Annotated in this window: 21 protein-coding genes; 6 read left to right on the top strand and 15 right to left on the bottom strand. The window is 62.9% G+C overall.

Annotated elements, in window-relative coordinates; genetic code table 11:
* Nucleotide 1: 1 nt before the first annotated feature.
* Together thiE and OXT71_05560 are read left to right on the top strand one after the other, a co-directional pair.
* Nucleotides 2-646: a thiamine phosphate synthase gene (gene thiE / locus OXT71_05565; protein MDE2925849.1), complete on the top strand. Its 645-nt coding sequence runs from the start codon at nucleotides 2-4 to the stop codon at nucleotides 644-646.
* Nucleotides 643-1239, top strand: coding sequence for a hypothetical protein (locus tag OXT71_05560; GenBank protein MDE2925848.1), 597 nt, complete (start codon nucleotides 643-645; stop codon nucleotides 1237-1239). Before thiE ends, OXT71_05560 begins: the two co-directional genes overlap by 4 nt.
* Nucleotides 1240-1255: 16 nt before the next feature.
* Here the strand turns inward: OXT71_05560 and ribD are convergent, their stop codons facing one another.
* The 13 genes from ribD to OXT71_05495 form a co-directional block, all read right to left on the bottom strand.
* Entirely contained in the window at nucleotides 1256-2344 is a 1089-nt protein-coding gene (gene ribD / locus OXT71_05555) for a bifunctional diaminohydroxyphosphoribosylaminopyrimidine deaminase/5-amino-6-(5-phosphoribosylamino)uracil reductase RibD (GenBank protein MDE2925847.1), read from the bottom strand.
* 146 nt (nucleotides 2345-2490) lie between these two features.
* The gene (locus OXT71_05550) at nucleotides 2491-3768 is read right to left on the bottom strand and encodes a hemolysin family protein (protein ID MDE2925846.1); all 1278 of its coding nucleotides are present in this window, start codon (nucleotides 3766-3768) and stop codon (nucleotides 2491-2493) included.
* Complete coding sequence (ybeY, locus tag OXT71_05545) at nucleotides 3765-4178, bottom strand: rRNA maturation RNase YbeY (protein MDE2925845.1); 414 nt, start codon at nucleotides 4176-4178, stop codon at nucleotides 3765-3767. The genes OXT71_05550 and ybeY overlap by 4 nt, the downstream gene beginning before the upstream one ends.
* Nucleotides 4141-6510: an HDIG domain-containing protein gene (locus tag OXT71_05540; protein ID MDE2925844.1), complete on the bottom strand. Its 2370-nt coding sequence runs from the start codon at nucleotides 6508-6510 to the stop codon at nucleotides 4141-4143. Before OXT71_05540 ends, ybeY begins: the two co-directional genes overlap by 38 nt.
* A 75-nt stretch (nucleotides 6511-6585) precedes the next feature.
* A complete protein-coding gene (fabF, locus tag OXT71_05535; protein ID MDE2925843.1) occupies nucleotides 6586-7827 on the bottom strand; it encodes a beta-ketoacyl-ACP synthase II in 1242 nt (413 codons plus the stop codon).
* A gap of 49 nt (nucleotides 7828-7876) precedes the next feature.
* Nucleotides 7877-8113, bottom strand: a complete 237-nt coding sequence (acpP, locus tag OXT71_05530; protein ID MDE2925842.1) for an acyl carrier protein — start codon at nucleotides 8111-8113, stop codon at nucleotides 7877-7879.
* 137 nt (nucleotides 8114-8250) lie between these two features.
* Nucleotides 8251-8994, bottom strand: coding sequence for a 3-oxoacyl-[acyl-carrier-protein] reductase (gene fabG, locus OXT71_05525; protein MDE2925841.1), 744 nt, complete (start codon nucleotides 8992-8994; stop codon nucleotides 8251-8253).
* Nucleotides 8987-9901 carry an ACP S-malonyltransferase gene (fabD, locus tag OXT71_05520; GenBank protein MDE2925840.1) on the bottom strand — a complete coding sequence of 305 codons (915 nt, stop codon included), beginning with the start codon at nucleotides 9899-9901 and terminating at the stop codon, nucleotides 8987-8989. Before fabD ends, fabG begins: the two co-directional genes overlap by 8 nt.
* Before the next feature lie 47 nt (nucleotides 9902-9948).
* Nucleotides 9949-10134 carry a 50S ribosomal protein L32 gene (rpmF, locus tag OXT71_05515; protein ID MDE2925839.1) on the bottom strand — a complete coding sequence of 62 codons (186 nt, stop codon included), beginning with the start codon at nucleotides 10132-10134 and terminating at the stop codon, nucleotides 9949-9951.
* Nucleotides 10135-10203: 69 nt separating this feature from the next.
* Nucleotides 10204-10740 carry a DUF177 domain-containing protein gene (locus OXT71_05510; protein MDE2925838.1) on the bottom strand — a complete coding sequence of 179 codons (537 nt, stop codon included), beginning with the start codon at nucleotides 10738-10740 and terminating at the stop codon, nucleotides 10204-10206.
* A gap of 127 nt (nucleotides 10741-10867) precedes the next feature.
* Nucleotides 10868-12001: a deoxyguanosinetriphosphate triphosphohydrolase gene (locus OXT71_05505; GenBank protein ID MDE2925837.1), complete on the bottom strand. Its 1134-nt coding sequence runs from the start codon at nucleotides 11999-12001 to the stop codon at nucleotides 10868-10870.
* A gap of 228 nt (nucleotides 12002-12229) precedes the next feature.
* Nucleotides 12230-13465: a dihydrolipoamide acetyltransferase family protein gene (locus OXT71_05500; GenBank protein MDE2925836.1), complete on the bottom strand. Its 1236-nt coding sequence runs from the start codon at nucleotides 13463-13465 to the stop codon at nucleotides 12230-12232.
* A gap of 58 nt (nucleotides 13466-13523) precedes the next feature.
* Nucleotides 13524-15500 carry a dehydrogenase E1 component subunit alpha/beta gene (locus OXT71_05495; GenBank protein MDE2925835.1) on the bottom strand — a complete coding sequence of 659 codons (1977 nt, stop codon included), beginning with the start codon at nucleotides 15498-15500 and terminating at the stop codon, nucleotides 13524-13526.
* 324 nt (nucleotides 15501-15824) lie between these two features.
* On the opposite strand from OXT71_05495, the gene OXT71_05490 reads away from it, so the two are divergent.
* The 3 genes from OXT71_05490 to OXT71_05480 all read left to right on the top strand — a co-directional run bounded on the left by OXT71_05490 (nucleotide 15825) and on the right by OXT71_05480 (nucleotide 20971).
* The gene (locus OXT71_05490) at nucleotides 15825-17918 is read left to right on the top strand and encodes a hydantoinase/oxoprolinase family protein (protein MDE2925834.1); all 2094 of its coding nucleotides are present in this window, start codon (nucleotides 15825-15827) and stop codon (nucleotides 17916-17918) included.
* A complete protein-coding gene (locus OXT71_05485) occupies nucleotides 17911-19656 on the top strand; it encodes a hydantoinase B/oxoprolinase family protein (protein MDE2925833.1) in 1746 nt (581 codons plus the stop codon). Before OXT71_05490 ends, OXT71_05485 begins: the two co-directional genes overlap by 8 nt.
* Nucleotides 19657-19825: 169 nt before the next feature.
* Nucleotides 19826-20971 carry a mandelate racemase/muconate lactonizing enzyme family protein gene (locus tag OXT71_05480; protein MDE2925832.1) on the top strand — a complete coding sequence of 382 codons (1146 nt, stop codon included), beginning with the start codon at nucleotides 19826-19828 and terminating at the stop codon, nucleotides 20969-20971.
* 440 nt (nucleotides 20972-21411) lie between these two features.
* On the opposite strand, the gene OXT71_05475 is transcribed toward OXT71_05480, so the two are convergent.
* Complete coding sequence (locus OXT71_05475) at nucleotides 21412-22317, bottom strand: hypothetical protein (GenBank protein ID MDE2925831.1); 906 nt, start codon at nucleotides 22315-22317, stop codon at nucleotides 21412-21414.
* 892 nt (nucleotides 22318-23209) lie between these two features.
* Here OXT71_05475 and OXT71_05470 point away from each other — a divergent pair.
* Nucleotides 23210-23947: a hypothetical protein gene (locus OXT71_05470; protein MDE2925830.1), complete on the top strand. Its 738-nt coding sequence runs from the start codon at nucleotides 23210-23212 to the stop codon at nucleotides 23945-23947.
* 120 nt (nucleotides 23948-24067) lie between these two features.
* Here OXT71_05470 and OXT71_05465 read toward each other — a convergent pair whose 3' ends face one another.
* Nucleotides 24068-24616, bottom strand: coding sequence for a hypothetical protein (locus OXT71_05465; GenBank protein MDE2925829.1), 549 nt, complete (start codon nucleotides 24614-24616; stop codon nucleotides 24068-24070).
* Nucleotides 24617-24790: the final 174 nt, after the last annotated feature.

Genomic DNA, 24790 nt, shown 5'->3' with positions numbered 1-24790 from the left:
CATGCCCAAGTCCCTGCCCGGTCCCCTCTATCCCATCACTCACTGCCCCAACCCGCAGGGCTGGGATCACGTGGCCTTCTCCGACTGCCTGATCCGTTGCGGGATCCGGTTTTTCCAGGTCCGGGACAAGACGCTACCGGACGGCCATCTCTACCGGCAGCTCCTGAAGATCCGTTTACTGTGCCGGGAGGCGGGAGCCTGTTTCGTGGTCAATGACCGGGTGGACATGGCTCTGGCGGTCGAGGCCGATGGCGTCCATCTGGGCCAGGACGACCTTCCGGCGGCGGCCGCCCGGCGACTCCTGGGAGACGGAGCGGTCATCGGACTTTCCACCCACAATTGGGACCAGTTCAGAAGGGGACTGGAGGAGCCGGTAGACTACCTCGCGTTGGGCCCCGTTTTCCCCACCCAGACTAAGGAGGATGCGGCTCCTGTCCTGGGCCTGGATCTGCTCCAAAGGGCCTCCCGCAGCACCGATCTTCCCTTGGTCGCCATTGGCGGAATCTCGGTGGAGAAGGCCCCCGGCGCGTGGCAGTCCGGGGCCCGTTCGGTGGCGGTGATCTCCGACGTCGCCGGTGCCGAGAGTCCGGAGCGCCGGATTCGAGCCTACCTGGAACGGTCGCGGGTACGGGTCGGGGCGACATGAATCTCCTGCTGTTCGAGTCTCGGCGAGGCCATGCACTGCCCGTGCTGGAACCCCTTCCGAAGGAGGCCTATCGCCAGCGGCGGAAGGAGACGACGCGGTGGTCTCGGCTGCAGGGCCGGGTCCGTTCCACGTATCGCCGATTGGAAGAGCGTTTCGATTACGACGAGAGGCTCTGCTCGGCGCTTCACCACGTTCCCGAACTGACGGTGCGCCACTCCAGCCGCCTGGGTGGAGAGGCCGCGCGAAACCTGCTGCATCGCTTTTTCAAGCGGCAGCGCCTGAAGCATTCCGCGTGGCTCAAGGTGGATCTGGTCCTCGCCGCACTGGGCAGCGTCCTCACTCCCATTCCGGGACCCAACGTCTTTTTCTTCTATCCGGCCATCCGGGCATTCGGCCACTACACGGCGCTCCGGGGAGTGCGGGATCCAGCCAGGCTGGATCGGTCGTCGTTTGTGGCCGAGCCCCTGATCGACCAGGTTCAGGCGAACATGGATCGAATCGAAGACATCCGTCCGTTACTGGTCCAACTGGAGCGGCGGTACAACCTGACAGAATTGGAACGGCGCCTTTTTTCCGGGGGGACCCGGCGCTGACTTCCGGCAGCGAGGCTCAGGTTGGGGCCAAATATCCGTCCAACAGGAAATCCCGGCCCAGTCTCCTGACCTTGAGACTCGAAACGGCGAGGGCATCGGCGAGGCGGTTGACCTGGAGCTCTCCCACCCCCGGTATGCCTGAGCTGCCGAGAATCTTGGGACCGTAGTAGAAGTGGACCCGCTGGATGACGCCCGCCTGCAGGGACGATCCGGCGACTCGGCCGCCCCCCTCCACGATGAGACTGGTTATGGAATCCCCGCCCAGAGACTCCAGCACCGCCGGCCAGGAAAGGAACGGTCCTTCTTGCGGGACTCGCACCAGGCGGGCTTTGCCCGCGAGGGGACTGCCGGGCGGACACGGACTACTGTGAAAGATCCATACGGGATCGCCTGACAGGAAGAGCCTGGACTTCACCGGCGTCCGCAACTGGGAGTCCAGAACGATCTTCCGGATCCGCTTCCTCGACCTCCACCGCACATCCAGCGACGGATCGTCCGTCAGGACCGTCTCTATTCCCACCAGAATGGCGTCGTAGAGAAAACGGCGACGGTGCACGTGCCGCCTCGCCTTCTCGCCCGTGATCCACTTGGAATCGCCTCCCGGCGCGGCGATCCTGCCATCCAGGGTGAGCGCCAGCTTGAGCAGGCAGAAAGGTTTCCGGTGCCGGACGAAGAAAAAGAAGACTTCGTTGAGCCGGCGAGCCTCCTCCCCGCACAACCCTTCGTGGATTCGAATCCCGCGGGAACGAAGGTATTGCATCCCCTTGCCCGCGACTTGGGGCGAAGGGTCCGTCACGGCCACGAAGACCTCCCGGATCCCGGCTTCGGCGACTCTCTGCATGCAGGGAGGGGTCCGGCCCCAATGCGCACAGGGCTCCAAGGTGACGTACAGGGTGGCTCCCCGGGCGCGGCTTCCGGCCCGGTCCAGAGCGACCACCTCGGCGTGATGCAGTTTCCGATAGAGATGATAGCCCTCGCCCACTACATGTCCGTCCCGCACGACCACGGCTCCCACCATGGGGTTGGGGCTGACCCGGCCGGCACCTCGCCGGGCAAGTTGGAGTGCGCGGCGCATGAAACGGACGTCCGAGTCGGAGGCAGGCATGGGATGTTGTCACCGGTCCTTCATCGTTCGCGCCGGCCTGTGGCCTGCACGGAATGCGCGCCCGGAATCCTTACCGGGTCACCGAGTGTATGACGAATCGGGTCTGATCCGCAGGCACTGCCGCGTCGGAAATCGGACGGTCCAGGTCACGCCCCGGACTGGGCAGGAGTCTCCGCCAGCGCCAGGCGGATCCGAAGGGTGTTGATCCTTCTCTGATCGGCGGCGAGAACCTCGACTCGGATGCCGTTGATATCGGTCGTCTCGCCCGGATGCGGAACCCGGCCCATCTGGGAGACGACGACGCCGGAAACCGTCGTAAAGTGGGTGACCCCCAAGCTCAGACCCAGAGCCTTCTCCAGGTTCTCGATTTCGGCCGCGCCCCGGACGATATAGCTTCCGTCCCCCTCGGCAATCAGGTCCACCAACTGCATCTCGTCCTCATCTCGAATCTCGCCCACGATCTCCTCGATCAGATCCTCGATGCTGACCAGTCCACTGACCGCTCCATGCTCGTTGATGACGATGGCAATGTGCTCGGCGCTCCTTTGCATCTCTCGAAAGAGGTCCGCCACCTTCTTGGTCTCAGGAACGAACAATGGCGGCGTCATCAGCCGCGTCACCGGTGCGTCACCACTCTCCGCGGTGAGATAGGAAAGCAGGTTCCGCACATAGACGATGCCCACGATTTCATCCAGGTCCCTTCGATAGACCGGTATTCGGGAATGCTTCCGGGAGACGATGAGATCCCGCATCTCGGAGATGGTGGTGGTCTGAGGAGTCGCCACGACCTGGGTCCGGGGGGTCATGATCTCCTTGACACGCGTGTTCCCGAACTCCAGCGCCGAAAGGATCAGATCACCCTCCCGGCCCTCGATGATCCCCTCCTCCTCCCCGACGTCCACATAGGCTTCAAACTCGCCTTCCGTCGATTCTTCCTCCTGGCCTCCCGTTTCGTCACCGTTGGCGGACACTCGGTCGAAGGGCTTGAGCAAGGACGCCATGGGACGACTGATCCAGGCCATGAAGGGGTAACACCGTGACAGCACCGGCACCAGGCGCAGAAGGGCCTGTTCCGGATACCGGGTCGCCATGATGGGAAGCACCAGCAACACCAACACAAAGGTCGACAGAATCGCCAGCAACGCCCACCAGGCGCCCTGAATCGGCCGGAGCTCAAGGAAGAACCCGGTCGCGAAAACGACCAGCGCAATCTGAATGCAAAGGAGCACGAGGCGAACCGGAAGCAGGAAGCGGCTCCGGTCCGAGGTGATGGTCTCCACAAGACCCGGCGCCTGAGACGCCCCCCGCATCGAGAGTATCCTGAGAGTGAGGCGGGAGATTCGAATGACGGCAGTCTCAACCACCGAGAGAAAGAGGAGAATCAGAAGAGAGAGCGCCAACAACAGGGCGACCGCCCAACTCAAAGAAGTTGATACTCCCTTCTCAACTGCACTTCCATTGATTCCATTTCACCTGAGTCGACCTCATGGTCATGCCCCATGAGATGGAGAAGACCATGGAGAGCCAACACTTTCAGTTCCGTCTGCAGAAGCCCTCGGCGCTGCCGGTCGGCGGTTTCCACCGAAATCAGGATATCACCCAGGTAGGACTCCTCGCCCATGGGGAATGCGAGAACGTCAGTCGGTTCAGGCACCCCCCGGAAGCGACGGTTGTAGAGCCGGATTCCGCGGTCGCTGACGAGGACGGTGGAGAACTCCCCCGTGATCCCCAGCCTGTGAGCCAGACGGCCCAAGAACTCCTCGAGACGCCGTGTCTCGACCAGGATCTTTTTCTGCCTATTGAATACGTGGATGCGGGAGTTGCTCTTCCTCAATTCGCTTGTTGAACTCGAATCCGGGGTACTCCACCCGATGGTGATACATTCCCCTGAGGACCCGTTCGAAGGCGTTGCCGATCCGGCCCAGCTCCTTGATGGTGACGTCGCACTCGTCGAACTGTCCGTCCTCGACGGTGGCCTGGGTCAAACGTTGGATCATGCTCCGGATCTGTCCCGGTCCCGGATCTTCCAGGGTGCGCGACGCCGCCTCCACCTGGTCGGCCAGCATGAGGATCGCCGCCTCTCGACTCTGCGGTTTGGGGCCGGGATAGCGGAACTCACTCTCGCTGACCTCCATGCCCTTTGGCCGGGCGGCCTCCTTGGCCTTCTCGTAGAAATACTTCATCACCCGCGTCCCATGGTGCTGCGGGATGAGGTCACGGACCTTGGGAATCAGCTTGATCTCGTCGGCGATGGCGAGTCCGTCCTTCACGTGACTGCCCAGGATGAGGCTGGACATGTTCGGAGTCAGGTTGTCGTGCTTGTTGCCGGTGTAGATCTGGTTCTCGACGTAGTATTCGGGCGCCTTGAGCTTGCCGATGTCGTGGTAGTAGGCCCCCACACGAACCAGGAGATTGTTGGCTCCGATGGCTTCCGCCCCGGCTTCGGCCAGGGTGCCGACGGTGATGCTGTGGTGATAGGTCCCCGGGGCTTCCAGGGCCAGTCGCCGCAGGACGGGATTGTTCAGGTTCGAGAGCTCGAGCAGGCGGACGTCAGTGGTGATCCGAAAAAGAGACTCCAGTATGGGGAGCAGCAGCGAGGCCAGCATGGCGGCAATGACTCCACTCACGAGTCCACTGGCCGAACGCAGGAGAAAGAGCAGCCAATCAAACCCCACGTCCATGTAAATCAACTGATAACCCAAGGCGACCGCCACGTTGACCAAGCCGATGATCAAACCGGCACGGGTGACGGCCGATCGCTCGCGATACTGGTCCAGTGCGTGGACGGCAGCCAGAGAGCCGGCCAGCGTGTAGACGATCATGAGACCTTCGCCCGTCATGAGTCCCATGAAGACCGCAAAGGTCAGAGCGAAGAATACGGTCAGCGGGACGTTTGTCAGCAGGACGGCAATGATGGCGCCGGTCGCCACGGGTACCACAAGATAGAAATCCACGGGGTCCTGGAATCTCTCGAACCCGATGCCCTCCACGACGAAGTCTGCGAATACCACGAAGACCTTGCAGACCACCAGCGTGGAGAGCAGCACCAGCGGCAACAGGACGTGATATCTGGAAGTCTCCGTCTTGGCCTCCTTAACCGTGACGGCGTAGTGGCCCAGAGCGAACAGGAAGAACCCGGCCATGATCAGGACTCCGAAGAACTTGCCCGCGACCCGGCTCGGCTGCTCCATGCTCTTGAGGCCACTGAGCAACAGAATCTCCCGAGCCCCGATTTCGTCGCCGCTCCGGACGAGGGTCCGGCCCTTGCGGACCTGGACAAGAACCTGATCCACTTCCTCGGACGCCAGATCCTCCAAGTCCCGGGTGGCTCTCTCGTTGAAGCTGACGTTGGGAACCACCCAGGTATCCAGAAAGCTGATGACCCGCTTCTTCGCCACCCGGCCCACCGCCGTGAGTTCGTATTCGTTCTGCCGCAGGATGTCCCGAGCCTGGCCCAGATCCCGGATCGCGATCCAATCGTCCAAGGGTTCCTGACGGCCGGTAATGGCATTCTGGAGAATGATTCCCCGATCGCGGTAGTTGAGCAGAATCTGGCGGTTGAGAATGACGCCGGGAGATTTCATCGATTCCCGGAGTACGGCCAGCATCTGATCCTCCAGTTCGGTGGAGAAACTCTGTGCGAGGCAGATCTCCAGCACCTTCCCCTGGGCAAACCGGGGGAGGCCGCGGCTCAACTCGGACAGCAACTCGGCTTTCACCCGCGTGGGGAAAGACTGCCCATTCCCCAGTTGGTACCGCGTCCGGACTGCCGAAATGATTCGCCGGGCGTCCGCAAAGGCGCTCTTCAGCTCCGATTCCAACCGATGGTTGACGGACAGATCCAGATCGAAGACACCGGGCACACCCTCCATGATCTCCCGCTTCATCTCATCGGTCGCTTCCAGGTCCACGACCTGGAAGTCGCGGGGCGCTTCGATGGTCCGGTCCGCAATGTCGCCCTGGTTGTAGTCGGGAATGGATTGAAACTGGTAACCGGCCAGGACACCCGCGACAACCACGGAGAGAATCAGACCGGCCACGACCTGCCGCACCGTCAGTTGCCCCAAGGGGCCATTGCGCCAATGCTTGAGACCGAGAAACCGCCTTGCCAGCAGACTTCTCCGGCTGGATCCGGTGACCGTCTTCGTCTTTTTTCTATGTTCCATGGGAGAGTCCCGGAACTGTCGCAGTTCCGCACCCCGGCCATTTCATCCGCCGATACCCCTGAAAAGCAGGCCTATTCAAGGCTCGTGCCGCTTGAACAGCAGGCAGGCATTGGTTCCCCCGAAGCCGAAAGAATTGGACATAGCATACCGAATATCCGCCTTCCGTGCCTGGTGGGGAACATAATCCAGGTCGCAGTCCGGGTCGGGAGTTTCCAGGTTGATGGTAGGAGGAATGACCTGGTCCTTCAGGGTCTGCACCGCAACGCCCCCTTCCAATCCGCCGGCCGCTCCCAGCAGATGGCCGGTCATGGATTTGGTGGCGCTGACAGCCAGCTTGCGGGCATGATCCCCAAAGACCGTCTTGATCGCCAGAGTCTCGATCCGATCGTTTGGAGGGGTACTGGTTCCGTGGGCATTGATGTAGTCCACCTCTTCCGGAGAAACCTGGGCATCTTCCAAGGTCTTCCTCATGGCCCGGACAGCACCCGCGCCATCTTCCGGAGGAGACGTGATGTGGTGAGCGTCGCCGCTCATGCCGTAACCCACGACTTCAGCCAGGATTTCAGCTCCCCGCTTGCGGGCCTGTTCCAATTCCTCCAGAACCAGGATTCCCGCCCCCTCGCCCATGACGAATCCATCCCGGTTCCGGTCAAAGGGGCGGCTGGCCTTCTCCGGAGCGTCATTTCGCTTCGAAAGGGCTCTCATGGCGGAGAAGCCTCCCATGCCCATGGGGGTGATGGCGGCTTCTGTGCCTCCGGCAATCATGGCGTCGGTTTCACCGCGCTGGATCATGCGGAAGGAGTCCCCCAGCGCGTGGGAACCGGCTGAACAGGCGGTGCAAGTGGCGGAATTGGGTCCCATGGCGCCGATCCGGATGGACACTTGACCCGCCGCCAGATTCACGATGGTCGAGGGAATGAAGAAGGGGGAAATCCGCCGCGGCCCCCGGGCCAGAAAATTGTTGTGCTCGCGTTCGATGATGCCGAATCCGCCGATGCCCGATCCGATGTAGACGCCGACTCGCTCGCCGTTTTCGGGCGTGATCCGGAGTCCCGAAACATCCACGGCATAGTCACTGGCCGAAATGGCGTATTGAATGAAGAGGTCCATCTTCCGGACCTCCTTGCGGCTCAGGTAAAGGAGGGGATCGAAACCCTTGACTTCAGCGGCAATCTTGGTGGGAAATTTGGAAGTGTCGAATCGGGTGACGTATCCGACACCACTCCTGCCGTGTAGCAGCGCCTCCCAGGTTTCGCGCGTGTCCAAACCGACGGGCGAAACCATGCCCACGCCCGTTACCGCGACCCTTCTCTTCAAGATGCCGTCGCTCCCGAAGTCCCCGGTGGGGCTTCGCGTTAAATTGGAATCACTTCTGCTGAGCGTCGATATAGTCTATGGCGTCACGGACGGTGCGGATCTTTTCCGCGTCTTCATCGGGTATTTCCAGCTCGAAGTCCTCTTCGAACTTCATGACCAACTCCACCGTGTCCAGCGAGTCGGCGCCCAGATCCTCAATGAAGCGGGCGTCGGCGCTCACGTCCGAATCGTTGACTCCAAGCTGGTCCACAATGATCGCTTTCACTTGCTCCTCGACCGATGACATGGCTCCTCCAATCGTGTTTCCGATAATGATCGATACCGCGTTATCCTCGACCGATGACCTGGTTCCTCCACCAAGTTTTTAATGGGGACCGGTGGCACCGGGCCCGCGCCGTATGAGGCTCGCGAACGCGGAGTGAACTACATATACATGCCGCCGTTTACGTTTAGCACATGCCCCGTTACATATCCAGCGTCCCTTGAAGCCAGAAACTGCACTCCGTAAGCCACTTCCCCGACGGTTCCGGGCCGCCGCAGGGGGATGGTGGCTTCCAGTCCGGAACGGGCTCGGGAAGGAAGGCTGCGAGTCATATCGGTGTCGATGAATCCCGGGGAAACGGCATTCACAGTGATGTTTCGCGCGGCAACCTCCCTGGCCAACGCCTTGGTGAAACCGATGATTCCCGCTTTGCTGGAGACGTAGTTGATCTGACCCGGGTTTCCGGTCTGTCCCACCACGGAGGTCAGGTTTACGATTCTGCCGTAACGCTGCCTGATCATGCTCCGGACGACCGCCCGGGTGACCCGAAAGACGCCGTCCAGGTTGGTGTTGAGAACCTGGCGCCAATCCTCCTCCGTCATTCGGAGCAACAGTTTGTCCCGGACGATTGCGGCGTTGTTCACCAGAATATCGATCCTTCCGAACTCGTCCAGCACCTGCTTCACCCCCTCCTGAACGGAGGGAGGCGACGAGATATCCATGGCGACCCCCAGCGTGGGCTGGCCCGACTCCCCAACAGTGGCCGCCACACTCTCGATTTCCGCCTGCGTCCGGGAAACGAGGGCGACGCTTGCCCCGTGGTTCGAGAGGGCCTCCGCGACGCGGCGGCCGATGCCACGCGAGGCTCCTGTCACCAGTGCGACCTGCCCGGAAAAATCAAACATAGGCCTCCACCTCGGCACGGTTCCCGATCCACATCGCCTCGGCGTCGGGCACGATCTGCCGTATCAGACGGCTCAGCACCCGGCCCGGCCCGACCTCGACGAACGTCCGGGCGCCCATTTCCCAGAGCGCCTCCACCGAGCGGCGCCATTGGACGGGGGCGGTCACCTGGCGAATCAGGCCGTCCCGCGCCTCGGCGCCAGCAGTAACGGCCCGTCCATCAACGTTATTGATCAGAGGACAGGCCAGGTCTGCAAACCGGGTCTCCTCGAGTATCGGCTTCAGGCGTTGCCGGGCCGGCTCCATCAGAGCACAATGAAACGGAGCGCTCACCGGCAACCGCAGCGCCCGCCGGGCGCCCCGCGACCGCGCCAGCCGGCAGGCACGATCCACGGCGGCGCGGTGCCCCGCAATGACGACCTGCTGAGGAGAGTTGAGGTTCGCGGCAGAGACCACCTGACCCTGCGCGGCTTCGCGGCAGACTTCCTCCAGGGGGCCGGCGTCCAGCCCCAGAATCGCAGCCATGCTTCCCTTTCCCACCGGGACCGCCTCCTGCATGAACCGGCCGCGCCGGCGCACCAGGCGAACGGCATCGGTGAACTCCAAGGCCCCGGCCGCAACCAGCGCGGAATACTCTCCCAAACTGTGACCCGCGACAAAATCGGGCCGGCGTCCCCGCTCGCCCAACGCCCTCAGGAGAGCAACCGACGTGCTCAGAATCGCTGGCTGGGTATTGGCGGTCAGCGCCAGATCCTGGCGGCTGCCCCGGTGGCAGATTTCGCTGAGGCCGAATCCCAACGCGGCGTCGGCCTGAGCGAAGACCTCCCGGGCCGCCGGATAGGCCTCAGCCACGTCCCGGCCCATTCCGGGGGCCTGGGACCCCTGACCCGGAAACACGAAAGCGATCATGAAACCTCAAGACGGGAAGCAGGACGGCAACGCGGCGCCACGGCCGGCTACGCCTCCCCCGCCTTGATGACCTGCCGCCCCTTGTAATATCCGCACTCGGGACAGACGCGATGGGGAAGCACGGTGCTGCCGCATTGGTGGCTGCAGGTGGCCAGACTCGGGGCCGTCAGGAAATCGTGAGATCTCCTTCGTCCCCTGCGGGCCCTGGAATGTCGTCTCTTGGGATTGGCCACAATCTTGTCCTCTGGCGGGCCCGGGCGCTCCACCCGCGCTTCACGCGGCGGAGGTCCCGTTCCGGCCTTTCACTGTTTGCGGTTCATCTTGAGCTTGAGATCGGCCAGCATGGCCAGCCGGGGATCCAGGGGACGCCCGGAACAGGAACAGGCCCCTTCGTTCAGATCCTGCCCGCACTGGTCGCACAGGCCCTCGCAGCTCTCCTTGCATACGGGCTTCATGGGGAGCTCCAGGACGATCTGCTCGCCCACCGATGCGCCCACGTCCAATTGCTCGTTCCGGTAGAACCCCACCGTCAGATCTCCAAACTCGAGCTCGATTTCCTCCCCTTCCCGGCTGACCTCCGGGTCCGGGTGGTACTCCAGGTCGAACTCCTTGTTCAGGGACCAGTCGACGGGCTTGAGGCAGCGGCTGCAGGAGACCTGCAGATCGGCCTTCACGGCGCCCGCGACCCGAACGGCGTCGCCGGCGACCGCCAGGCTGACCTGGGCCCGGGCCGGGCGGTTCATATTGCAGACCGACGGACCCAAAGCCAAGTCCCGGTTGGTGATCGCCAAGTCCAGCGACCGGGGCTCTCCTGTCTTTTTCAGCCGCCCGATGTCCACCACCATTTCCTGTCCCCAAAACGAAGATTGGAATGAAGTTTGGGAATCTACTCCAAAAACCGCCTTCTTGTCAAGGGGAGCCGATCCCGAAGAAAAGGCTCAACCCTTTTCTTTTCAATATGTTCCGCTATCCCGCATGACTGGAGATCCGGCCCCGGATCTTGCGGGCGAAGGAATCCGTCATGCCCGCGATGTAGTCGCAGACGACTCGCTGAACTCCGCGCTCCCCGATCCGGTCGAAATGGGGCGGAGGCAGTTTTGCCGGATCTTCCTCATAGTAACGGAAGAGATCGGCGATCAGCGCCTTGGCGCGCCGCCGGGGACGCTCCAAGTCGGGATGGTGATAAAGATTGTCGCGCAGAAAGCCCTTGAGCTGCCGGCTGAGACCGCCGATTTCCGGGCCGAACCGGACCACCCGGCTCGGAAATCTCCGGACGGCTTCCACCGAATCGAGCGCCTCCGCGCGGATCCGGTCACGAGTGGCTCGAACCAGATCCGTCACCAGCACGTCGATGAGCCGGCGAATGGCCTCGCTGACCAGAATTCCCTCGGAAGATCCGGGGAAATTCCCCTCGATCCGAAGGTACAGGCGCCGAAAGAGAGCCGATCCCTCCATCATCTGGTCGAGAGTGATCAGCCCGGACCCGTAGCCGTCGTCCAGGTCCGCCGTGTTGTAGGCCACCTCGTCGGCCAGATCGATCAATTGGGCCTCCAGGGGCGGGCGCTCCCCCTTTCGATAACCATCGATGTCCACGTAGGGTTGGTCGCCGGGAGCGTAGTCGCGGCTGTGCTTCACGATCCCCTCGCGAACCTCGAACGTCAGGTTCAAACCCGGGAATCGAGCGTAGCGCTCTTCGAAATCTTCGATGATCCGCAAGGCATGGAGGTTATGCTCGAACCCCGAACCGTGCGACCTCATGATACGGTCCAGAACCTCCTCTCCGGCGTGGCTGAACGGGGGGTGGCCGATGTCGTGACTCAGCGCCAGGACCTCGCATAGATCATTGTTCAGACGGAGTGCCGAGGCGATGGTGCGCGCGATCTGGCTGACCTCGAGGGTATGGGTCAGCCGGTTCCGGAAGTGATCCGAATAGTTGGGATTGAAGACCTGGGTCTTCTTCTCCAGCCGGCGAAACGCCTTGGCGTGAACGATGCGGTCCCGGTCCCGCTGGAACGGGTTGCGATAGGGGTGCTCCGGCTCGGGGTAGCGCCGCCCCTCGCTGTCTTCGACTCTCATGGCGAAAGGCGCCAGGGAAGACATGCCGGGGATTATAGTCCTTGGGCGCAGGAGCGAGGAGTGTGGAATGAGAACTTTCGGGGGATGGAGCCCCACCTTGGGCGGGACGCAGACCATCTACCACGACGACCGATACCCGTCTCATGTGATCCTGCCGGTCATTCCCGAATGATTCGAATCGGGATTGAAGCCAGTCTCGATTCGATGGGTTGACCCGCTCCGGAAGGGAGTGGCCGTTTCCCGCGACCGGCGCTACAGGCGAGTCAGGCTTTTTCGCAAACTGTCCAGGAATTGGGCGGCCTCGGCGCCGTCGACAACCCGATGATCCGCCGCCAGCGTGAGGGACATCTCGGACCGGATGCCGATCACACCCTGGTTCACGAAGGGGCGTTCACGAATCTCGCCGACGGCCAGCAACGCACTCTGGGGCGGATTGATCAGGCCGTTGAACTCACGGATCCCGTACATGCCGAGGTTGCTCAGAGTGAAGGTCCCTCCGGCGAACTCTTCGGGACGGGTTCTTCCCTTTCGGGCACGATCGACCAGACCGCTCAGTTGTTCGTCGATCTCATCGATGGTCTGGGAGGCGCAATCACGAAGGACGGGAACCAGCAGGCCTCGATCAGTGGCCACGGCGACATTGATATTCACCTGGCGGTGGATCTCGATGTGATCCCCCTTCCAGGAGGCATTGAAACGGCGATTGCGCTCCAGCGATTCCGCCAACGCCTTCACCAGGAATGCGGTAATCGAGACGCGCCGGCCCGCCTGCCGCCGTTCTCGTTGCGCTTTCAACAGGACACCGGCGTCGACGTCCACCGTCAGATGGAACTGGGGGATTGTGGCGCTCTCAATCATTCGCTGAGCCACCACACGCCTGATCTGCGAGAGTTCCTCTCGTTCCGCCGCGCCAGGAGGGGCGACTTCCAGTCGCCCGGTCATTTCTTGGACCACTTGCCCCCGGGAGGTCGGTGACTGAAGGTCGACCCTCCGGCCACCAATCTGTCGCTCCACATCGGCCCGGACGATCCGGCCTCTGGGCCCGGTTCCGCGGATTCCGGCCAGATCGATGCCATGCTTCCGGGCCAGGCGCCGGGCTGCGGGCGCCGCGCGCACGTTGGGTTCGGCCGAGAGCCCGGACGGGCGGGACCGGCCCCGTGGCACAGTGGGAGCCTCCGGAGCACCTACCGCGGCGAATCCCGCTTTCGCCGGTTCGGCGGGAGTCGGACGCGAGATCAGTGTTTCGCCGGCGGCAGTCTCGTCCTCGATGACGGCCAGGAGTTGTGCGACGGACACATGACCTTCCAAGACACGAATTTCCCGCAGGATCCCGGTGGCCGGAGCCTCCAGCTCCACCGCCGCCTTTTCGGTCTCGACCAGGACGAGGGATTCGCCCGCTTGAACGGCGTCCCCGGTCTGCTTCAGCCACCGAATCACGGTGCCGCCAGCATCGGAGATTCCGTATGCGGGCATTCTGAGATCGGTCATGGCCGACAACCCGAGCCGAGCGGCATTCCTGACTTCAAACCGATTGCACCATGGCGACTCAAAGGTCCAGCTGTTCCCGGACCGTGTCCTTCAGCAATTCGGCATTGGGAATCAACTCTTTTTCCAAAGCAGGAGAAAACGGAATGGGCGTATGTTGCATTCCCAACGCGACGACGGGAGCGTCCAGCCAGTCGAATGCCGCTTCGCCGATTTGGCCGGCCAGGCAGGCCGCAAAGGAGCCCTGGCGCGGAGCCTCGTTCAAAACCACCGCCGCGCGCGTCTTTCTGACCGAAGAGACGATGGTTTCCAGATCGAGGGGCACGATGGTCCGGGGATCGATCACCTCCAGTTCGACGTTCTCCAGCCGGGACATATCGTCGGCTGCCTTGAGAGCCTCCTGGACCATGGCTCCGGTGGCCACCACGGTGACATCCTTTCCGGGCCGGCGGACGACCGCTTCCCCGAAAGGAATCGCATAGTCGATCCCGGGGACCGGACCCTTGGCCTGATAGAGAAGCTTATGCTCCAGGAACAGGACCGGGTTGTCGTCCCGGATCGCGGTCTTCATCAGACCCTTGGCATCGTAGGGTGTGGCCGGCATGACCAACTTCAAACCAGGCACGTGGTAGAGCCAGGCCTCCAGGCTCTGGGAATGGGTCGCGCTGCCGCTGCCGCCGGCGCCCGTCGCCGTCCGAATCACCACCGGCACCTTGACCTGGCCGCCGGTCATGTAGTGGAGTTTGGCCCCAAGATTCACGATCTGGTCCATGGCCAGGGTCGTGAAGTCCACGTACATCAGTTCCACCACGACCCGATAGCCCCGCACGGCCGCTCCGATCCCCACTCCGGTGAAGGAATTCTCCGAGATCGGCGTATCCCGGACGCGGTCTTTGAACTCACGGGCCAGTCCGCGCGTGACTCCGAACAAGCCTCCCAGGATTTCGACGTCCTCTCCGATGACGATCAGGCCATCGTCACGCTCCATCTCCTCCCGAAGCGCCTCGTTGAGAGCCTCGGTACAGGTGATGTCGCGGCCGCCTGCCGGTGGCTCCGGCTGGGGTGGAGCGTATGCCGGCGCGTAGACATCCGTGGCGGCTTCGGACGGATCCGGCCAATCCGAATCCAATGAAAAGCGAAGGGCGTCCGCCACACGAACACGCACACGATCACGAACGGCCAAATCCTCTTCCTCCGTCAGGACTTGCGCCTGATCACGACGGAGAAGGGTGATGGGATCTCGATCCTTCCATTCCTTGACCTCATCCGCCGGCGCCGGATGCAGGGCAGGCGGAAAGACGGTGGCGTGCGGCTCATAGCGGAAGGTATTGCAGACGATCAGGGACGGGCCCTTGCCGTCCCGGGCCTCCCCCACCGCCCTCTTGGCCGCCTCATGGACGGCAGCGAAATCGTTACCGTCGACACTGCACCCGGGAATCCCATAGGAAACGGCCCGGACGGCCAGGTCCCTGACGGAAGTGACGTTCGACGACTTCACCGTCATGGCATAACCGTTGTTCTCGCAGACGAAGACGACGGGGAGCTTCCAGGCCGCGGCGAGATTGAGTCCCTCGTGAAAAGTCCCCTGGTTGGCGGCTCCGTCGCCGAAAAAGCAGACGGTGACACGGGTGTCACGTCCCACTTGGCTGGCCAGGCCGCTTCCCACTGCGAGCGGAATTCCGCCACCTACGACACTGACCGCCCCCAGCATCCCGATCTGGAGATCGATGACGTGCATCTCGCCGCCCTTGCCCTTGCAATACCCGGTGGCTTTGCCGGCAAATTCGGCCATTGAGCGGCGCAGGTCCGCCCCTTTGGCGATGAGGTGGCCATGGCCCCGGTGAGTGCTGGTGATGAAATCGTCCGGCTCCAGGGCTTGGCAGACTCCGACCGCGACCGCCTCCTGTCCCTGGCAGGTGTGGGCATGGCGAGGGAAATTGCCGCCCCGAAACTGGCGAGTCACCTCCTCCTCGAACGCCCGAATGACCAACATGTCTTCGTAGGCCTTCAGGACCAGTGATCGGTCCATCTCTTCCATGTCAGGTCAGCTTCCAGTGATCGGTCTGTTGTAGCGTCGAACCAGTACCCTTTCGGGACTGGACACGGTCCCTGCTGCCCTGAGAAAAAGGATAGCCCAAATGCCTCGAACCGACTACGCGTTGTCCGGCCCCGCATGAAGCCCTGGAGCCGACCTTTCCCAGCACCCAAGCAGGGGAAGATGGAGCGTTGGACTCTTGAACCAGTAAACAGTGCAAGTTAGGCTACTTTCCCACGGAGAAGACACTTCGGAGGTGACCAGTTCCCGCACGTCCAACTCCGGAGGAGTACGCGAAAAACCGGCACGTCACCTGATGATTGAGATGTGAGCCAGCAACAAGAACAGATCCGGATTGGCGCCGATGTCGGCGGAACCTTCACGGACGTGATCCTCCTGGACGCCGAAGGCAGAATCTGGAGTCACAAGGTACCGTCGACCCCTCCCGATTTCGAGCAGGCGGTCCTGCTCGCCAGCGAGAGTCTCTTGCGCCAGAGCCAGACCGGCGGTCCGGCGGTGAGGCAGGTCGCCCACGGGACCACCGTGGCCACCAACGCCGTCCTGGAACATCGGGGCGCCAAGACGGCCCTGATCACCACCAAAGGCTTCCGGGACGTCCTCGAGTTGCGCCGCATCCGGGCTCCCCAGATCTACGACGTGTTCTTCGACAAACCGGAGATCCTGGTCGAACGCTATCTGAGGTTCGAAATCGACGAACGGATCGCGGCTGACGGCACCGTCCTGACGCCGCTGGACGAATCCGATCTGTGGCGCATCAAGGAGCGGTTGGAGGCCGAGGCGGTGGAGTCCATCGCCGTCTGTTTCCTGCATTCCTACGCCTTTCCGCAGCATGAGGTTGCCGTGGGCCGGTTCCTGCGCCGGCACTTTCCCGACACGCCCGTGTCCCTTTCCCACGAAGTCCTGCCGGAGCGCAAGGAGTACGAACGGACGGCAACCACAGTGGTCAACGCTTACGTGCGGCCCATCATGCACGTCTACCTGAATGCCCTGCGCCACGGACTCAACGATCTGGAGATCGAAGCGCCGCTGCACATCATGCAGTCGGCGGGTGGATTGACGCCGGACGACAACGCGGCGCGGCGGCCCGTCTTCGTGCTGGAATCGGGTCCGGCGGCCGGAGTCCTGGCCGCGGGTTTCACCGCCCGCCGTCTCGGGATCGGCAACGTCATCACCCTGGACATGGGGGGAACCACGGCCAAGGCCTCCATGATCGAAGGCGGGAAGATCGACTACAGTCCGGAATACGAGGTCGGCTCCTCATTGTCGGTCGTCAGCCGGCTGGTGGGGGGCGGGGGAGAATTGATTCGGGCGCCCAGCATCGACATTGCCGAGGTGGGAGCCGGCGGCGGAAGCATTGCCTACCTGGACCGGGCCGGAGGCCTTCGGGTCGGTCCGCGCAGCGCCGGCGCCGTGCCCGGCCCCGTCTGCTACCAGCGGGGTGGCCAGGCGCCCACCCTGACGGACGCCAACGTAGTCCTGGGCTACATCCGGCCCGGCGACCTGGCGGACGGCCAGGTCAGCATCGACCGCGAATCCGCCGAGAGAGCGATCACGGACATGATCGCAACACCCTTGGACCTGGATCTCATCCAGGCGGCGGAAGGCATCCACCGCATCGGAAATGCCCGCACCATGCGGGCATTGCGGGCTGTCTCCACCGAACGAGGCCGCGACCCGAGAAGTTTCGTGTTGATGGCGTTCGGGGGGTCGGGACCGATCCATGCTGCGGGGTTGGCGCGTGAACTGGGCATCAGCCGGGTGATCGTTCCTGCGCTGCCGGGCCTTTTCAGCGCCTTGGGGCTCCTCTTCTCCGGAATCGAGCACCACGACGTTCGGAGTTGTCTGCTTTCGGGTCCGGATTTGACGGCGGCGGCGCTGCGCAACGTGCGAGACGAGATGCGCCGGAACATGCTGGCGCAGTTCAAGGCCGAGGGCTTCCCCGCCGAACAGGTCCGGCTGTCGGCTGCCTGCGACGTGCGCTTCAAGGGACAGACCTCCGAGATCCGCTTGGAGGTCACCGCGGACCGGATCGGAGACCAGACCGTCCAGGATCTGTGCAGCGATTTCGTGGCGGAGCACGAGAAACTCTACGGACATCGTTCCGACCCCGACAACCCCATCGAGGTGGTGGCCGTCCGCTTGATCGGCCGGGCCGGGGAACCGCGCCAGGAGGGGGCCTTGAAGCCCGCCGAGTACCTGGGCACCCGGGCGCCCAGCCGCAGGGCCTGTTTTTCCGGAAACGTCATGGACACGCCCGTTGTGGGCCGAAGCGACCTGAAAGACCCCCGGAATGGTCCCCTGTTGATCGACGAATACGATTCCACCATCGTCGTGCCGCCCGACGCGCGGGCCTCGCTGGACCCGCAGGGAAATCTGAACCTGGAGTTCGCCGATGGCTGAAATCGATCCCATCACTCGTGAGATCATCCAGAACGCCCTCTCGTCGGCCGCCGACGAGATGTCTCTGGCGCTCTATCGCACGGCATACTCCACCATCGTCCGGGACTGTCTCGACTATTCCACCTCGCTGTGCAACGCCCAGGGCGAGATGATCGCGCAAGGCGTCACGATTCCCCTCCATCTGGGATCGGTTCCTCACGCCATGGAGACGCTGTTGGAAAAGTACGGTGACGACATGGAGCCGGAGGACGTTTTCATCATGAACGATCCTTTCGGCGGCGGAATGCACATCCCCGACATCTATGTCGTCAAACCGGTATTCATCGAGGGCCACTTGGTCTCCTTCGCCGTCAGCACGGCCCACCACCTGGATCTGGGCGGACGCCTGCCCGGAAGCTCGGCTTGTGACAACACGGAGATTTTTCAGGAGGGATTCCGCATCCCGTGGCTCAAGCTCTTCCACCGGGGGGAACCGGATGTGTCGATCTTCGAGTTGATGCGAACCAACGTCCGGGTTCCCGAACAGACCATCGGCGATCTCCGGGCGCAGGTCGCCGCCTGCAATATCGGCGCCCGCGCGGTGCAGGCCCTCGTGGAGCGGCACGGCCCTCAGACCTTTGCCGACTGTGCCGACGATCTCATCGCATACACCGAGCGTCTCATGCGGGCCGAGATCGCCACTTGGCCCGACGGCAGCAACACCTTTACCGACTACATGGACAGCGACGGGGTCGACGGGCCGAGGGTGCGCATACAGGTGAAGATCACTGTCGAAGGCGATTCCCTGACCGCCGACTTCACCGGCACCGATCCGCAGGTCCGGGGTGCGCTCAACAGCACGCTCTCCTTCACCGAAGGCGCCGTCGCCGTCTGTGTCCGGTGCGCCATGCGGGAGGAGGTGCCCAATACCGCCGGCATGTTCAGACCCCTGAGCATCATCACCGAGCCCGGCACCGTGGTCGACGTCGTGATGCCCGGGGCCTCCTCCATGCGCGGGGTGACCGGGTTTCGCATGGTCGATACCATCTTCGGCGCGCTGGCCGGCCTGCTGCCCGATCGGATCCTGGCGGCCGGCGAAGGGGGCAACACCTTGGTGGTGATCGGAGGTTTGCGAAAGGACCGCTCGCCCTATGTCTACTACGAACTGATGACCGGGACCTGGGGCGGCCGCCCCGACCGGGACGGCAACGACGGCCTTTGCAATCCCATCAACGTCGCCAGCAACATCCCCGTGGAGCATGCCGAAACCGAGTACCCGCTCCGGATCCGGCGTTACGGGCTGGTGGGAGACTCGGGAGGCGCCGGAAAGTACCGGGGCGGCCTGGCCGTCGAACGGGAATGGGAGTTGCTGGAGGGCGAAACTCACCTGGCCATCCGTTCCGATCGGCGCGACCACCTTCCCTATGGACTCTACTCGGGGAAACCTGGAACCGGTTCTCTTACCATCTTGACCCGGGATGGGGACCAGGAAGTGCTTCCCGTCATGATCTCCAGCACGCTGAAGGAAGGGGACGTCCTCTACCATCGGCAACCCGGGGGCGGCGGCTGGGGCGAACCTCTCGATCGGCCTGCCGAAACCGTTCAGCGGGACGTCAGGAACGAGAAAGTGTCGGTGCAGGCGGCTCGAGATGAATACGGCGTGGTGATCGGCGACCATCTGGCCGTGGACCGTGAGGCCACGGAATCCCGGCGTCAGCAGCTCCGCCATGAGCCGGTAGCTGCGGGCCACGAAGTGTGACGTGGCAAGTCACGGTTTCTGAGTAAAGCTTGGCTGGCGTGACCTTCTTGTTACCCGGTCATCGTTGCCGAATTGCTCATCCGGAGTTCGGCGGCAAGAAAGCCGCCGCTCCCATTCAGCGTCTGCTGGTAGACGCATCCTGGCGGGCAGTCCAGGGGTTGTGATCTCAATGAAGATTCGAGACATCCGTCTCCTCCCGCTCCGCGGTGAAACCCCCGATGGAGGGTGGGACGAAAAGTTCTCCGACCTCGAAAACAACCTTCACACTCTGGTCGAGGTCATCACCGATGAAGGGGTCACCGGACTGGGCAGCGTCTTCACCTCGGAACGGCTGATCCGGGGCGCCATCGACGTGATGCGGCCCTTCCTCATCGGCGCTTCCGCCCTGGACCCGGCGGTGACGACCGAGACCTGCCACCAGCAGACCTTCTGGCAGGGCCGCGGCGGGGCAGTCACCCATGCCATTTCAGGTATCGACATCGCTCTCTGGGACATTCTCGGGAAGGTCACCGGCCAACCCGTCAGCCGGCTGCTGGGAGGCCGCTACCGGGAAAAGATCAAACCGTACGGGTCCCTGCTGATGGATGAACCCGAAATCCTTCGAGCTTCGCTGGAAGACGGGCTCAACCGGGGATTCCGCGCCTTCAAGATCGGTTGGGGCCCGTTCGGCCGCCGCGACCGGAAGACCGACGAGGCCATCGTCAAGGCCGCGCGCGAAACGGTGGGGGCTGAGGTCGAATTGATGGTGGACGCCGGAGGTTCGGATGCCTTCTGGCCCCACGGCTACAAGTGGGGGCTGCAGACCTCGCGGATGCTCTCCGACTACGAAATCGCCTGGTTCGAGGAACCGTTGCGTCCGGATGATCTCGACGGATACGTAAAACTGACCGAAAATGCGCCGCTGCCCATTTCCGGCTGCGAGGTCTTCACCCGGCGGCAGTCATTCATCGAGTGGATCGAACGGCGAGCTGTGGACTACATCCAGCCCGACGTCACCAAAGTCGGAGGGATCAGCGAGGAATTCCGGATCGCCCAATACGCGGACGACCACTCGATCCGTTTCGTCCCTCACGGCTGGAATACGGCCGTCGGGCTGGCCGCCGACCTGCAACTCGTCGCGGCGGTCCCGTGTGCAAGCTGGGTCGAATACATCACGCCGGCACCCTACATTGAAGACCTGTTGGCGGTTCCGATTCGTCCCGACGAAGACGGGATGATTCCGATCCCGGACGGCCCCGGACTCGGCCTGGAGTGGAATCCGGACGGCATCGCCCGGTTCACCGGGGGACTGCAGTTGACGCCTTCTTCAATTTGAAGCTGCTTCGACCAATCCGTGCGAAAGTCTTCATCGACGTCCCGCATGGAGAGAGTGTAGTTCCAGAAGCGGACGAATACCCGAACGCGGTGGCGTCTTCCAAATGTGGAGTCATCACCGAGCATTTCACATTGTAAAAGGACACAGGGACGCACAAGGCGTCCCTGGGGTAACAAGAACCGGACCCCGTATCTCCCTGTCTGGGCGGTAGCCCGGTGGGTCGTATTGGACACATGGTATAAAACCTGAGTGTCCGTTCCGGCAACCCGCCGGATCGGATGGCCATGCCGTATGTTTCATCCTGACGCTTACCGATAGGCGCGGGCGACCACACAAAGGGTCACCCTGGGAGGGCTTCTCCTCCCGCTTGACGAAGGGTGGGGAATTCTCTCCCAAACGGGGGCAAGACTGTCCCCTCCCATTGAGCGGTTTCCCAGGAGCTAGTAGAGAGAGGCGATGCCGCTGTCGAGGTGGTGGAGAGTCCGGACTTCTTCGTCGCCGAGGGCTCTGTCAAACACCGCCAGCTCGTCGAACAGGCCGACGTAGTTGATTCCCAGCCGGATCGTGCTGGCGGAAAGATCCCAGGTGAACGGTTCGCGAATCCCTTCGGTGGCGCCCTGGTTTTCACCATCGAGATAGAGCCGTGCCGTGCCGCCGGCAGGGCTGTTCAGGCCGGTCCAGGTGATCATGATGTGGGTCCAACTGCCGCGTTTGAATGGAGGCCGCTTGACCGACACCAGGCGCCCCATGAAATCGGGGTTGTCATTGGGGGAGATATTCTGGGGATTCCATACCTCGAGATCGCCGAAGACCCCGAGCCTGAATTCGCGCGGCGGGTCCTTGCTGAAGTCCACCCAGATTGAGGCGTCGTTGTAGGCGGTGTCCGTCACCTGGATGGGGTCGCAATAGCCGGACTCCAGATCTTCATCCGGATCCAGATTGAGCCAGAAGGAGATGGTGCCGGCCCAGTCTTCGGTCGAGTAATCCAGGTTCTTCTCCGTCCTGTAGAACAGGGCGCGTTTGTAGCTCCGGCTGAATCTGAGCGCGCTTCCGATGTGGCCCGCGTTGGCCTCGATGGTGACTTCGGGGGCGTCGATGCCCGGCGACGCTTGATCGAGCTGGTCGTACTTGGGCGCGGTGTAGATCTGCGAATCGCCTCGGGCGAAATCGGCGGTCGGCCCCTGGTCAAAGGAGGCATGAAAGCTGAGGGCCGCACTCAGACCGTCCGTTGGCGGCGACGGCTCTTTCGGCACCTCGGCCGGGTCCGAAACGGAACAGCCTGCGATCCCCATCACGAGCAGGAGGCCGGAAAGATACCCTCTGAGACAGGTGAGTCGATACAACATGATTCTTTCTCCTCCAAGAAACAATCTGTCCGGTGGAGCGACTTCTCTTCGTCCCTTCATCCGTCCTGAGTCGGCGATTGGAAATCCGTTACTCTGTCCAGATGAGATACGGGATTGGCACTTTCTTTTCAACTGGTGATCCCGATTTTCCTCTCAATTTGTTCCGGCTGATGCGGTGCCGGGCGTGACGAAGTAGTAGACTGCATTTACCCGATCGGTCCTGGTGATGCCGAGACTCTCACCGTCCTCCGGTCACGGATCACCCTGCCGTTGAACGCCCTCGCGACCCCGGATGCGGTTCCGTTGGAAAGGATGGCGGCGATCGGGATTAACCGCGTCGGTTTTGGACCGTTTATCTTCGGGTCGTGGCTCCGAAAGTTCGCAGAGACAGCCGAAGCGTTGTCACAGTCCGTCGGCTACGAGTGATTCGGCCGAGAGCTGATGACGGGTTCCGAAGCCTCGTTGTACCTAACGTCCGAGACCGAGCAAGATCTCTGCTCGGGGATTCGTTGTAGCTGATTTTCGGATCTCGCCGCCGTGCAGATTTTACGCCTCCGGCCCCATAGACGGCTTCTGCCACGTTGGCGGCTGGGCCGGCCACGCCGGGTTGGTCCGGATTGCGCCCGATTCGGCTCCCGGGGCGATTTCGGTCGAATCCGGAAAAAAAGACGCCCTCAGACGGACTGGAGGACTGGACTGAAAGGCCGGCAAGCAGCGAAAGGAGCGGCGCGTTGGCGTTGCCGGGTGCAGGTTGGATTCACCTCTGTGCCGTGGTAGCGTCCGCGCCATGTGCTGTCATTCCACGAACGTTCGGATTCTGGGCGCGTCAGCGCGCCAACAGCGCGTCCCCGGCGGACGTTTTCGGATTGCGGTTTGCGCGATGGTGGCCGGGATGTGGCTGTTCATTGGCGCCGCGGAAGCGGGCGACCTTTACCTTCGCGGCGGTATCGGATTCGAACGGCCCGGCGACATGGCGTTCACCGACACCGACTGTGCCAGCACCGCCCCGGCGGCGCTCTACGGCTGCGGAACCGGCGGAGACGGCGCGCCCTACCGCTCGCACGGGGATTTTGGGACTCTGCCGGCCGTCGAACTCGGACTCGGCTACGCGACTGGGAATGCCATGCGCTTCGAGGTGCTGGTGGAATACCGGCCGCGTTTCACCTTCGAGGGACGCGCCAACTTCCTCGCCCCCGAGCGCCGCCAATCAGTCTCGGCGGAATTGTCGTCGGTGTCCGGGATGCTGGCCGGCTACCTTGACCTGGCCGTGCTTGGTGTTCCCAAGCTGGGGCCAGTTGCGCCATTCATCGGGTCCGGTGTCGGTGTCGTTCGTGCCCGGATCGGAGAGACCACCATGGCGTTCCCGGCGACCACGACGACGGTCCCGGGCGGAAGCCGGGTGGATTTGGCTTGGATGGCGACGGCCGGTGTCGCAGTTCCGCTGAACGAGCGGCTGAGCCTGGATCTGGCCTGGCGCTATGCCGACCTCGGCGAGGTCCGCACGGAGCGGGGCGACGGCCGGGTCGTGTGGCGCGACGGGAGCCGCGAGCCGATGCCGCTCGATCTCGCGCCGACCCAAGCGCGGCTCAGAGGTCACGGTCTGCGGCTTTCTCTGCGGTATTCACTCTGAGCACCGGCCGCCGGCCCGCCGGGGCGAACTCTGCGCCATAGACGGCTTGGTCCCCTCGTGTCCACCTGGCAAGAAACCACCGTTCCGATCGTAGTAGACCGGCAGGCCCGCCGTCCTCCCTCAAGGCAGCCCGTTGCCGATCTCCGTGATCACAGTGTCGGCGTACCGGGTTCCCGGGTATACTTCCAAGAGCGTCAACCTGAGCAGGTACCTGTATTCCGTGAGTTCCTGCTCAATGGGCACTGCCTCCCCCGCCTCCACCCTCTCCTGGTAGAACATCCTTTCGTCACCGTCCATCAGCAACCACTCCATGGGATACTCCAGATAGTGTTCGAGCTGAAACTCAGGAACTGGAAGCGCTTGGTAGCCGTTGAAGTCGCGTAGCTCGACCTCATGCCCGGCGACCACTACAGGCTCCACGTATTTGGAAGTGCTGCAGCCGGTCGCGTCATGCGGGTCCGGCTCCGCCGCGCGCAAGCGGAGCACGGTCACCCGTACCCTCTTGGGTCTCCCGTTCGCGGCGAAGAGTTCGGGGGACTTGCCGTAGCCAGACCAGATCCGGACCGGCTTAGTCAGATCGAGGAGCGACGGGACGACCACGTCGACCCCAATGCCGTCGCCTTCGTCGCCTTCCACCCAGCCCGTTAGCTGATCCCCGTCAACAAGCATCGAAGGCGCGTAGGAACAAGAATTCCCCGCACCCAAAAAGCTGTTAGAGAAGTCCGAGCGCCAGTCCATATTGGGCTCGCGCGGACAGAGGCCGCAGTCGTCCAAGATGAACGCGGAATACGCTAAGGAAGGTCTGATTAAGTCGAGTCAGCGTTCTGCACGATAATTCTTCCA

The sequence above is a fragment of the Acidobacteriota bacterium genome, assembly GCA_028874215.1.
In the GTDB taxonomy this organism is placed as follows: domain Bacteria; phylum Acidobacteriota; class UBA6911; order RPQK01; family JAJDTT01; genus JAJDTT01.
The sequence above is the reverse complement of the archived record's forward strand: the minus strand, read 5'-3'. Positions and strand labels throughout refer to the sequence as shown.